The sequence below is a fragment of the Paenibacillus endoradicis genome (assembly GCF_024721975.1).
Map to the genome: position 1 here is coordinate 1 of NZ_JANQBB010000003.1, position 11,837 is coordinate 11,837.

Annotated in this window: 7 protein-coding genes, 8 tRNA genes and 1 pseudogene; 15 read left to right on the top strand and 1 reads right to left on the bottom strand. The window is 39.3% G+C overall.

The features are described from left to right. Nucleotides 1–24 precede the first annotated feature (24 nt). The 12 genes and pseudogenes from NV377_RS10440 (at nucleotide 25) to NV377_RS10495 (ending at nucleotide 6,954) form a co-directional block, all read left to right on the top strand. Nucleotides 25–109: transfer RNA gene (locus tag NV377_RS10440), tRNA-Tyr, on the top strand. Between the two features lie 3 nt (nucleotides 110–112). Next, nucleotides 113–186: transfer RNA gene (locus NV377_RS10445), tRNA-Trp, on the top strand. 24 nt (nucleotides 187–210) lie between these two features. Beyond that, nucleotides 211–286: transfer RNA gene (locus tag NV377_RS10450), tRNA-His, on the top strand. 32 nt (nucleotides 287–318) lie between these two features. Continuing rightward, nucleotides 319–392, top strand: a tRNA-Gln gene (locus NV377_RS10455). A gap of 9 nt (nucleotides 393–401) precedes the next feature. Continuing rightward, a tRNA-Gly gene (locus NV377_RS10460) sits at nucleotides 402–476 on the top strand. Between the two features lie 7 nt (nucleotides 477–483). Next, a tRNA-Cys gene (locus NV377_RS10465) sits at nucleotides 484–557 on the top strand. 19 nt (nucleotides 558–576) lie between these two features. Further along, nucleotides 577–653 (top strand) — tRNA-Arg (locus tag NV377_RS10470). A gap of 7 nt (nucleotides 654–660) precedes the next feature. Continuing rightward, nucleotides 661–742 (top strand) — tRNA-Leu (locus NV377_RS10475). Nucleotides 743–1,326: 584 nt separating this feature from the next. Then, complete coding sequence (locus NV377_RS10480; RefSeq protein WP_258201170.1) at nucleotides 1,327–2,436, top strand: DUF4432 family protein; 1,110 nt, start codon at nucleotides 1,327–1,329, stop codon at nucleotides 2,434–2,436. A gap of 382 nt (nucleotides 2,437–2,818) precedes the next feature. After that, a complete protein-coding gene (locus tag NV377_RS10485) occupies nucleotides 2,819–3,856 on the top strand; it encodes a LacI family DNA-binding transcriptional regulator (protein WP_258201171.1) in 1,038 nt (345 codons plus the stop codon). A 199-nt stretch (nucleotides 3,857–4,055) separates the two neighbouring features. Next, nucleotides 4,056–4,262, top strand: a pseudogene (locus NV377_RS10490) (alpha-N-arabinofuranosidase); the annotation flags it as partial. 271 nt (nucleotides 4,263–4,533) lie between these two features. Beyond that, nucleotides 4,534–6,954, top strand: coding sequence for a hypothetical protein (locus NV377_RS10495; RefSeq protein WP_258201172.1), 2,421 nt, complete (start codon nucleotides 4,534–4,536; stop codon nucleotides 6,952–6,954). A 60-nt stretch (nucleotides 6,955–7,014) separates the two neighbouring features. Here the strand turns inward: NV377_RS10495 and NV377_RS10500 are convergent, their stop codons facing one another. After that, complete coding sequence (locus NV377_RS10500) at nucleotides 7,015–7,914, bottom strand: helix-turn-helix transcriptional regulator (protein WP_258201173.1); 900 nt, start codon at nucleotides 7,912–7,914, stop codon at nucleotides 7,015–7,017. Between the two features lie 609 nt (nucleotides 7,915–8,523). Between NV377_RS10500 and NV377_RS10505 the strand changes: the two genes are divergently transcribed. The 3 genes from NV377_RS10505 to NV377_RS10515 all read left to right on the top strand — a co-directional run bounded on the left by NV377_RS10505 (nucleotide 8,524) and on the right by NV377_RS10515 (nucleotide 11,801). Next, nucleotides 8,524–9,939 carry an ABC transporter substrate-binding protein gene (locus tag NV377_RS10505; protein ID WP_258201174.1) on the top strand — a complete coding sequence of 472 codons (1,416 nt, stop codon included), beginning with the start codon at nucleotides 8,524–8,526 and terminating at the stop codon, nucleotides 9,937–9,939. Nucleotides 9,940–10,011: 72 nt separating this feature from the next. Further along, entirely contained in the window at nucleotides 10,012–10,935 is a 924-nt protein-coding gene (locus NV377_RS10510; RefSeq protein ID WP_258201175.1) for a carbohydrate ABC transporter permease, read from the top strand. Beyond that, nucleotides 10,932–11,801: a carbohydrate ABC transporter permease gene (locus tag NV377_RS10515; RefSeq protein ID WP_258201176.1), complete on the top strand. Its 870-nt coding sequence runs from the start codon at nucleotides 10,932–10,934 to the stop codon at nucleotides 11,799–11,801. The genes NV377_RS10510 and NV377_RS10515 overlap by 4 nt, the downstream gene beginning before the upstream one ends. Nucleotides 11,802–11,837 lie beyond the last annotated feature (36 nt).

The following is an 11,837-nucleotide window of genomic DNA, read 5'->3' on the forward strand; positions in this document are numbered from 1 at the left end:
CCTCTCGACGGCACCATGTTTTATGGAGGATTAGTGAAGTGGCTAAACACGGCAGACTGTAAATCTGCTCTCTTCGAGTTCGGTGGTTCGAATCCATCATCCTCCACCATATAGGGGCATAGTTTAAAGGTAGAACAAAGGTCTCCAAAACCTTTGGTGTGGGTTCAATTCCTGCTGCCCCTGCCAAATAAAAATTTTGGATAACATATGGCGGTCGTGGCGAAGGGGTTAACGCACCGGTTTGTGGATCCGGCATTCGTGGGTTCAAGTCCCATCGGTCGCCCCATTTATCCAAAAACAATACACTCGGTTAATCGTTGGGGATTAGCCAAGCGGTAAGGCAACGGACTTTGACTCCGTCATCTCAGGTTCGAATCCTGAATCCCCAGCCATATACATATGCGGAAGTGGCTCAGCGGTAGAGCATCGCCTTGCCAAGGCGAGGGTCGCGGGTTCGATTCCCGTCTTCCGCTCCATAAAGTTGGCGCCATAGCCAAGTGGTAAGGCAAAGCTCTGCAAAAGCTTTATCCCCAGTTCAAATCTGGGTGGCGCCTCCATATTACATTTAAAGCTGTTGCGCCCTTAGCTCAGCTGGATAGAGCGTTTGACTACGAATCAAAAGGTCAGGAGTTCGAATCTCTTAGGGCGCGCCATATATATGCCGGCGTGGCGGAATGGCAGACGCGCTCGACTCAAAATCGAGTGGGAAACCGTGGAGGTTCGAGTCCTCTCGCCGGTACCATAACAACTAACGATAGTTCATTAGAGATATTCTCTGGTGAGCTTTTTTTATTTTGCTGTAAGAACGATTCTGGTACTCGTTCTTACAGCTCATGTCCGGTTCTTGCTTCATCCATGACCGTCTGCATGGTATATCGGTTACGATCTCATGGGAGATAACACCTATGGCTTGAAAGGCTTCCGTCAAGGAGAAGTAGCACGCTCTGCGACTTCGTGAGGCTCATATGATGCATTTTAGAAGCTCGATCTCTCGTATCTTTTTTCGTAAATCTGTTGAGATGATTAATTGAACATTCTATGTCATGTACATAGTTATCTCTCCCTTAATAACATCCCTCTGAAGTCCTATTCAACAATAGCGAGATAAATACCACCATTAACAACATGCCTAAGATGCCCAATGAAATAGCTGTAGCACAGTCAAAACTTTCATCAATACTAAAATACTTGTTAACAATCATCCTTGTCTTTTCTGTATTGTAATCACCTATTCAATTAGCATATAATGTTAAAAACGTTTAAGTACTGAGTTAAAAGATTTAATTATTCGGTAACAAATTAAATATGAGAGGGAGAGGCCGGAGTATGAAACTGGATAAATGGATGTTAGTAGACAACTATAATCAAACCATCAACTTGCCTAATATTGGTTATATTAGTACACGCACTACTAAAGATATAATAGGGGCACCAATTACAATTATTGAAATATCGAATGGTAGCTTTCTATTCACCGTACTTCCTGAAAGAGGCATGGATATTGGAGAGATTCGTCTAGGATCACAAAAGATGAGCTGGGATAGAAGTGAGGACTACTTATTGCATCCATCAAATGTAGATCTTAATGAGTCGAATGGAACCGGTTGGATGAAAGGTTTTTACGGAGCTGTAGCTGCAATTGGTCCAGAACTATTCGGGACACCAGGTGAAGACTTTACTTTGCATGGGTCGGGATCGTACTCGACTTCTGTGCCAGAGAGTATTCAAGTTACATGGGATAGTCAATCAATTATGATCGAGGGAAAAGTTCCAGTAAAGAATCGATATGGTAATCTGTTATTTGAAAAATTCATTAAAATGAGTACAGTATGGGAGAGTTCGCTCATTTTACGTGAAGAAACTGTGACGAATAGTAGCGGTCATGTACAGGTTCTCGATGATGGTTATCATATACAATTGTCGGGTTCTTTTATGCATCAAGGGGGCAGATATGTTCTACCTGCTAAACAACATGATTTATTAATAAGAGACTCTGCTCCTATTGAAGATAATCCATTTCATATTCCCTCAAATGCGGAGGGGGCATATCCAATGCGATGTTATCAATATGTACCTAACAAGGTAGATGCTTTACATCACTTTGATAAAGTTGCTCCATATAAGAGTAAGATGAATTTAAGCAGAGGATTAACAGCTGAAATGATTGTAAATACGGAAAATACATGTGCTGGCTATGTTATCAGACCGCTTTTCGATTTCCCTAGATCACTTATAGCAAAACAGATCGACAGCAGTTTTATGTTCGCCATCGAGCCATGCAGAACAAGACCGAATCGAATGTCACAGAAAATAACAGACGGAGAGGCATTGTATATACAAGAAGGGGAGACTGTGTCATCTTGCTGTATAATAGGTCTTTCTGATTCTAGAGATGAGATTAAAAATTTGGAAAACATGATCAGATCTGCAGTTTAAGAGGACGAAGTAAAATGTAAATTTGATCGCTCGCTTCATTAAATATGCAGTTGTATTGCGTATATCTGGGTAATATGTTATAAAATAGATAGATATACATCTAAACGTTTAAATTTTGCTTTCATTACATTGAAGAACCGCTTAATACTTGTAAAACCACTAATTTTGGAAAGAACAAAGTTCTAAATTACGTGGAAGTATAATGTGCTTGTTGTTCGCCTAGTATTGCGCGGCTGCTTTTACTATAGCATTGAGTGTCCCTGAATGGAGCATTATATTATGATAATCAAAAGGTTGACCGGAAAGAGATTACTTGCAAATCAATGGGGAATATGCTATAAACAACTTGAAATCTAAACGTTTATATTAGGAAGTGTTTAATGTGTCTGGAATCGGAATTAAGGATATAGCTGAGAAAGCCAATGTTTCAACTGCAACGGTCTCATATGTATTAAATGGTACGCGAAATGTCAGCCCAAAGACAAAAGAACGTGTACTAAAGATAATAGAGGAGCTTAATTACACGCCCAATGATGTGGCTAAAAGCTTGAAGTCTCAGCGAACTAACATAATCGGTGTAATCGCTGAGGACGTAACAGTATTTAACGTGCCAGAGATTATTGACGGTATCAATGAGTATGCTGATCAGCATAATATGCATATTCTTTTGACGAACTTACGGTTACATAAGCGAGTTGGTCATAATTACGGAGATATTGACGCATATAAAAAATATGCGACAAATGCTGTAATGGATTTGCTGTCAAAGCAAGTAGAAGGTATTGTATATATTGGCGTGCATCCGCGTGATGTGACTGGGCTTATAGATACAAGAGGGAAACCGATTGTATATACGTACTGTTACACAGATTCAGATATTTCAATTCAATATAACGATGAGCAGGCTTCCTATGATGCGATGAAATATTTAATTGAGCATGGACATCAGAGAATTTCCATTATTAGCGGATTAATGGATTCTTTGCCGTCAAGACTTAGGTTTAACGGCTATTATCGTGCTGTTACTGAATGTCAGCTGCCTTTTGATCCGCAGTTTATTAAGGTCGGGGATTGGGGACTGGAATCAGGTTATCTGATGACGAAGGAGCTGCTGCAGCTGCCACAGCGACCGACGGCTATATTAATTATGAATGATATTATGGTGATTGGAGCGATGAGGGCTTTATTTGAAGCGGGAGTTTCCATTCCACAGGATATCTCTATTGTCGGATTTGACAATCGGGAATTTAGCGATTATGTTAATCCGCGAATTACTACAATGGATTTGCCGTTGCATCAGATGGGCTACAGTGCGATGGAGATTCTTACATCTAGCATTAAAGGAGAAACAACGGGGTGTGATCGCAGCCCGACATGTACACTGGTTGAAAGAGACTCTGTTGCTTCCTTGTTGCCTTAACCTTGAATCAATTATTTAGCAGAAAAGCGTTCTGCATAACATCGGAGGCTAGAACGCTTTTCGTTACGTAACAGAAAATGTTCATAGTAATGGGTATTGTTAAAATGTAATCTAAACGTTTAACTTCTAACTTGAATACTATCACTACATTAAAGGACTATCTTACATAGAACATCACTTATAAAAGGAGAGAGACATAATGGTATTGGCGGCAAAAATGATAGTAGATAAAGATTTTGTAATTAGTAAAATTAATGATCGAATTTACGGTTCATTTATTGAGCATCTAGGGCGAGCGGTGTATGGCGGAATATTCGACCCTGGTCATCCGACCGCTGATGCCAATGGATTTCGTCAAGATGTTTTGGAGCTAATCAGAGGGCTTAATGTGCCTATTACTAGATTCTAAATAAATGATGTTTGAGAGAAGAGACTGTATTCACTAACAAGACAGTCTCTTTTTTATATTGAAAGTAAAACGATTAACATATATTTATTGTTTTGTATTGAATTATTTTACTCATTTAAGAGTGCTGCATTTAGAGAAAAAAGAAGCGAAAGTCTTTAGTTTACTACATATTTGGGGCATAAATATAAAGTACTTGATGGGAGATATTGCACTATGATAATATTAGTTTATTATCTAAACGTTTAAATTTTGTGATAGGAGTGAGAACTTGAAACTGCTTCGTAATGATACTTTTGAAGTATACCTGTCTCCACAAGGCACTGTGGAATCCATATCATTGACAGATGATCCTGAGAAGATGAACTGGGTAATTGATTTACAATATGTAAAGGATACGGGGTATTCTAATCAGGATAAGCGTTTTGGACAGTGGAGTGCTATTATTGATGATGAAGTGATAGAGAGTGTTAACTTGCAACCCCAAATTGAAGTAATGGATGACAAGTCGGCTATTGTTACTTTTTTACATGATAAATTTAACGTTCAATATGATTATCTGCTAAATAATAATGGTGAATGGAAATGGAACATTCGTTGTTCAAATCCAACTAATTATGCTGTAAGGGTCAATGGATTTCATAGCTGGTTTTCTCTTGCGTATATCATGTTCCGTGATCCTGATGTTTCAAGGAATATGAAGCATTCTTGTGCGGTATTCCCTCATTTGGGCGGAGATTTTGCCAAATTTGCAGCTATTCGTAGAAGCAATGAGGCTCCTCATCTTGCCATATACAGTACTGGCGAGCGTATTGCCTCTTTTGGTACGTATTGCAGTTATGTAAACCGATTTTTGGAACAAGTTTCTCCATCATTGGATGGAATGCTTTATCATCGATTATCATTTGTTGAGGATGGCAGTTCGATGGAGCAGTCTGCAGATAGTGATTGGATCTACGGCGGAGATTACTCATCGATTACACTTGAACCTTCTGCTGAAAGAGAATGGTCATTTGTTTTTACACCATTTAAAGAGCAAGAGGAGTTTTATACAAAGGCGAGAACGTACGGACATCCACATTGGACATATTCACCCGTTACTACTACTGAAGGGAAATTTTTTGCTGAGGTAAATTTGCCAGAAAACGGTACTCTGCATTCGGTTAAAATTTTAAGCGTAATAGATAAGGTAGGTACTGTTATGGAGACTGACATCTCAACTGAATTTAAGCTTGTTTCTAATGAAAAATCTAAACGTTTACGTGTTGTTCTGCCACTGACGTCAGCTGGAGAGATTAAACTAGTAGCTAGACTGGGTAACGGAAAATACGATGTAATAGTTGGAAATGTCCTTGAACCCGTGCATAACATACTCGAGAAAAGAGCAGCGTGGTTATGTGACAATAGTTTTAATACTTCGCAAGAAAATCGCCCATATGCATTTTTACCGTTATCGAATCAAGGAGAATCGCTGGGCAAATTATCATTTATTTTGATGAAGAACCTTCTATCGCCCCCTGTGCCAGCACAAGTTGAAAAAGTTGAAAAGTCTGCGTTCTTTGATCTAAAACAACATTGGTTTGAAGATGGAGATTTTATGATTCCAAAACCGCTATACGGTTCTTTTTACCGTATATATGATTTTGATTATATTGGTCATGTTTATTTTTTACTGTCTAAATTTGATAAATCTCTTTTGAATTATAGAAATCCAGAAATCTATTTAGCTTGGGCTGCTCAAGTAATGTGTATAAGGCTGGATCCAGAATGTCATCAAAATAAACGTGAAAAAGAAGAATCCCAACTTGTAGGTGTATTTATTCTTTATATTGCTGAATTGTTAGAGGACCTTAAAGAGAGAGAGTTCACTTATTGGTATGATAAGCTAAACAAATTATGGCTAGAATTCGTAAAAGGACTAAAACAAGGCTCACAAGGGTATCAAGGAGCTGTAACGGAGCATTTCTATGATAATGCTGGATTTGGACTTACTTGTGAAGCGTTATGCCTCGCGAAGTTAACTGATGAAGCGGAATTGTATGCCCCGCTGATTATTGCGAATGTAGGATTTAGCAACGATTATAGAGCTAATGCTCCGGATCGTTGGTGGGAAGCATTATCTTTTATGGCGCATTCGTTATGGGGGGGCTTAGTAGCTGGTGCTGCTCGATCTTCTTATGAAACAATTGGTGACATCCGATTACTAGAAGCTGGTTATCGAGCAACGATGACTATGTTTAATTGTTATGATTGGAATGTTCAGTCGACAACTCGCAAATTAAAGCCGGGTGAGGCAGCTTCTACGTATAGTATTGCAGCTCCAAATTTAAATATGCCTGAACTTTCTAGAAATCGCTTTGGACAATCAATTTTCAAAAAATCTAGCGATCCATTATTCAGTAGTCTTTTTTCTAATATCGAAGGTGACGATTGGGATATGGGAGAAGAACTCGTTGCTTATATGCGTGGTTTTGGTTCGACGACATATCTTTATACAGATGGCGAAGGGAGTCTAAGATGTATAAATGGCTTTATTGAGCCAACAGAAGAGGGTTGGGAGATTACTAGTTATGCTGCATATCCAACTAGATATGTTATGTTGGAAAAAGGAGTCACATACTTTGCAAAAGCAGGTGAAGTTGTCAAGAGTGTATTATTTATAAATGGTGAATTTGAAAGTGCAGAAGTTTAAATTAACAAGAGTTGTCCTGGACAAAAAAAGAAAGCTAGCAGCAGCTAGCTTTCTTTTTTTCTAGCTTAGTTCAGGCTTACGAAATTCTTTTTTTCGAAAATTTGCTGGAGAAAATCCTTGTTTATTGGTGAAGACTGAGGAGAAATATGCAGGTGTGCTAAATCCTAATTCATCAGCTATTCGAGCAATCGACCAGTCAGTTTGAATAAGTAGTTTTTTTGCTTGTTCTATCCGATATTGCAGTAGGTAAACAATTGGAGTTACACCATAGGCTTTTAGCATGCATTTGGCTAAGTAGTTGGGATGATAATTAAATTCGGCTTTTAGCACGGAATTCGTGATTTTTGAGGCATAGTTTTGACGAATAAATAATTCAATTTTTTCAGCAAGAAGTATTGCGGTTGAATTTATTGATACAGCAGAATCATGGTTAATATTTTGCATGAAATTCTGGAAGGCAGTTTGTTTCCTCCAATTACGAAGCGACCGCGGATCCTTATTCAAGGAATAGAATTCAGTAAGATCATTCAATGATTTACTTGACAACTTTAATTTTTTGGGTATAAAGATTGAGCTCACTTCGCAATGATTGAGGTAAGCTTGCTGCTTATGTTTCTCAAATAAAGTTATTTGGTTTTCATAGCACTCATTGATGCTCTTCATTTCATCCCAGGCTCCAAATGTTTGAAAATGGATCCACGTAATTTCCGTTTCATCTTCACATGGGGTAGTACCATAGTGATACGCATCGGGTCTTAAAATAATTGCTTCATCTTTGCATATGATCCACTCATTATCATTTTCTCCTATGAACAACGTTCCCTTAGTGACGATAATAATATCGAATACACTAATAGAATAACGGCTTACATGTCGTTCTCCCGGAAAGAAAGTATGCTTCCCACTGTCAATAAAATAAGGAACAGGTGGAGTTACAAAGTGCATAATTAAATCAGACATAATGATATCCCTCACTTTACGCTGTAATGGTCACGCTTTTATTATCGTTATCAATCATTTTCAATAGAACTAAATTCAATTTATGTAAGGTGAAATAACATAAGATAGAAATAAAATTTAAACGTTTCACTAAAGTTGGTTTATTATTATGAAATTATGTGATAGTCGAGCAAATAACAGACTTTTGTATCAAAATAACATATTTTTCTGTAATTTTCAAACAGAAAGAAAAAGGTTGGAAATTCATAAATATAGGTTGGAATCTTAGTTTTTCAATGTAAACTATGAATGATACAATTAAGTAAGCGTTTACAATGGTTTGAGAGGAGTACTTATAATCCATTATACTTGGGCTTGGTGCTAAACGATTAACTTGAGAGCTTGAATGCCCTATAAGGGAGGGGTCAAACTGAATTATTTTAACAAAATTCTTTGTGACTGGTTGAAATAGTTAAAAAAAAGGTTGTAATATTCTGTATCGTTTAAAAATTTCTTGTGGCACAATATTGTTGAGATTAATTCTAAACGTTTAACTTAAATGAATTGAGTGATTAAGTTAAATGGTTAGACATATCAATTAAAGCTAATTTTGAAGGGAGTTCGGGGGCAATGAAAAAAGGAAAGAAACTTTGGGTAGGTCTTATCTTGGCAGCATTGGCAATGAGTGCTATTGGATGTGGAAATAACGGGGGCAACACAGTATCACCGGGATCAGATACAACTAATACACTGGCAACCAAAACACCCGCAACGTCTTCTCCTAAGACTGAGAAGGTCAAGATTATCTACTCGATGTGGGGAAGTGCGGAAGAAGGGAATGCAACCCAGGGGGTGGCGGACCAGTTTAATGCTTCCCAGGATAAAATTGAAGTAGAAGTGCAAGCGATTCCTTGGGAAAATTACATGACAAAGTTGAATACGCTTGCAACGGCAGGTCAATTGCCAGACACAGGGATGCTACAGGAAGGTGGCGTCATTCAATGGTCCTCTGAAGGTATGCTGAATGATGTAAGCGCTATGTATGAAGGAAGCGACAGCAAACCGCTAGATAGCCTGGCATACAAATACCAAGGCAATACTGTAGCATATGCTGCTGCCAATGAAATTCTTCTGCTTTATTATAACAAAGACATGTTCGATAAAGCGAACGTGCCATATCCTCCATCTTCGCTAGATCAAGCATGGACATGGGAAGAATTAGTAGCTACGGCGAAGAAGCTGACAATTGACAAAAACGGTAAACATCCTGGAGAGGATGGCTTTAATTCACAGAGCATTGTTCAGTATGGAATTTCCATCGAAAATCTTCCATGGCAGTTGGAAACATGGGCGCTCAGCAATGGCGGAGGTTTCTATTCCAATGACGGCACAGAAGTTAGGGTTGGGGAAGACGCCAGCATTGAAGGGATTCAGAAAGTGGCAGATCTATACTTGAAGGATCATGTTGCTCCGTTGTCAGTCGGACAGACCGATGACGGCATTCAGCGCACAATTATTGCAGGTACTGTAGCAATGGCAACTAATGGTCAATGGAACGTAGGAACTAGCTTGAATACGGCCAAAGACGAAGGCTTGAACTATGGTGTAGCCGTTTTACCTTACATGAAGAATAAGGTCACCCTCAACACAGGCGGCGCCAATGTCGTATTCTCCCAGACAAAGCATCCGGAAGAAGCGATGGAATGGCTAAAATGGTACAATTCCGAAGAAAACAACTGGGCACTTATTTCATCAGGCATTTGGATGCCAACTCTGGATAAGTGGTATAAGGATGAAACGCTTACCCGCAAATGGGTTGAAAATCCAAACTTCCCTGCGTATGACGAATACAAATCAGCAGTAGTCGACTATGCACAATCTTCTGCCGCGCGACCTGCTTCGTGGTTCTATACGAACTATACAACGGACTTTAACACTTTGCTAGGGTCGATTTTGGGAGATGTCTGGACTGGAAAAACTACCGCTCAAGAAGCTATCTCCAAAAATCTTGATGCTTTGAAAACAGCTCATGCAGGCAACCAATAAACGATAGGAAGGATGGCCGCTATTGCTATACAAGTGGCGGTCATCCTTTATACATAAGGTGGGGAGCTAGATATGGAAACCATTAATAAACTACAGAAGCGCCGTTCCCGTATTTATTCAAGCGAGGCACGCGTTGCTTATATATGTTTGATTCCTGCTTTTTTTGGATTAATCTTTCTGACGTATTTACCTCTTTTCGGGGTGCTAGGAATCAGTTTGACGAATTGGACTGGGTTGAAAAACCCCGAGTTCATCGGGTTCGAGAATTATATCAAAATATTTACCGCTGATCCTTATATTAAGGACTCTATTATCGCAACGATCTATTTTGCGGCTTTATCCGTAATTGGAAGTATGATCTATTCACTGTTTATTGCGATGTTGCTGAACCGTAAAATTCCAGCGAGAAGTTTTTTCAGAGCTGTTTTTTATGTACCGTATGTTTTGCCAGCTGTATCGATCTATGTAGGATGGTCTTGGCTTTACGAGGGGAATTTCGGCTTTTTCAACTATCTTCTCTCCGAAGTCGGATTGAATAAAATACTCTTTATCGCTGATTCCAGCTATGTCGTCCCTTCTCTCTCCTTGATTTCGGTTTGGCTCGCGGGGAACTTGATCGTAATCTTTTTGGCTGGACTCCAGAACGTCCCAAGCGTATATCATGAAGCTGCCGAAATGGATGGCGCAAACGGTTGGGAACGCTTTCGACATATCACTTTGCCGTGCATGACGCCGATTATTTTCTACAACTTGTTGATGAGCTTGATCGCCAATCTTCAAGTAGTTACGCCGGCACTTGCTTTAACCAATGGTGGCCCAGGAAATTCTTCCCGCTTTTTAACTTATTTGATGTATGATCAAGCATTTGTAAATTACAGGTTAGGCTATGCTTGTGCCACTACCTTGATTATTTTTGCTATTCTTGCTGTCTTTACTGTTGTGCTATTTAAGACGTCCAATCGGTGGATTTACAATGAAGGAGGAGACGACAAATGAGTGTTGTGGTGTATGGCAGACTAAAAAGCAAGAAACGCAGAGACAGAACGATGAACATATTAACTTTCGCCGTCGTCGTTATTTTCGCCATTCTAGCAATCTTCCCGATTTGGTGGATTTTTCGCACGTCTCTCATGACGAATGCTGAAATCTACAAATATCCGCCAGCTCTATTACCGGGCAATTGGTTGTTTTCCAATTATGAGAAAACGCTAGAAATATTTAAATTCTGGAAGTACTTGTGGAACACGATGATGATAATTATTCCTTCTTGTTTGGCCGGAGCATTTACGGCTACTTTGTGTGGATATGCCTTTGCAAGGTTGCGATTTCGAGGTAAAAATTTGATTTGGGCACTTTGCGTCGGATCAATGCTCCTACCGGCCATGGTTACGCTCATTCCGCTCTATATCGGTTGGACGCGGGGTCTGGGATTCAATGATAGCTATTGGCCATTGATTCTGCCTTATTTTTGCGGCGGCGGCGCTTTTAATATCTTTTTGATTCGACAGTTTATTATGTCTATTCCACGAGAACTTGATCAAGCGGCAACGATTGACGGTGCTGGATACTTCCGGATTTTGTTCAGTATCATTATGCCAGCAATCCGACCGGCTATGATCGTTGTCGTATTGTTTATCTTCATCGGGTTATGGAACGATCTGCTTCAGCAGATGATTTACATTAATTCGAGTGAAAAATATACGATAGCACTTGGACTAACCAACTTTAGAGGCCAATTAAAAAGTGATTGGTCGATGACGATGGCCGCAACGTGCTTATCCTTTACTCCAGGCGTCATCTTCTACCTAATTGGTCAAAGGTATTTTGTAGAGGGAATTACTCTAACCGGATTAAAAAATTAGTAAGGATGTAATTACAAAATTCGTAAAGTGGAGGTT

Bases quoted from the DNA above. Each gene is read 5' to 3' on its own strand.
- NV377_RS10480 (WP_258201170.1), top strand. From the start codon at position 1,327: ATGAAACTGGATAAATGGATGTTAGTAGACAACTATAATCAAACCATC.
- NV377_RS10500 (WP_258201173.1), bottom strand. From the start codon at position 7,914: ATGTCTGATTTAATTATGCACTTTGTAACTCCACCTGTTCCTTATTTT.
- NV377_RS10505 (WP_258201174.1), top strand. From the start codon at position 8,524: ATGAAAAAAGGAAAGAAACTTTGGGTAGGTCTTATCTTGGCAGCATTG.
- NV377_RS10510 (WP_258201175.1), top strand. From the start codon at position 10,012: ATGGAAACCATTAATAAACTACAGAAGCGCCGTTCCCGTATTTATTCA.
- NV377_RS10515 (WP_258201176.1), top strand. From the start codon at position 10,932: ATGAGTGTTGTGGTGTATGGCAGACTAAAAAGCAAGAAACGCAGAGAC.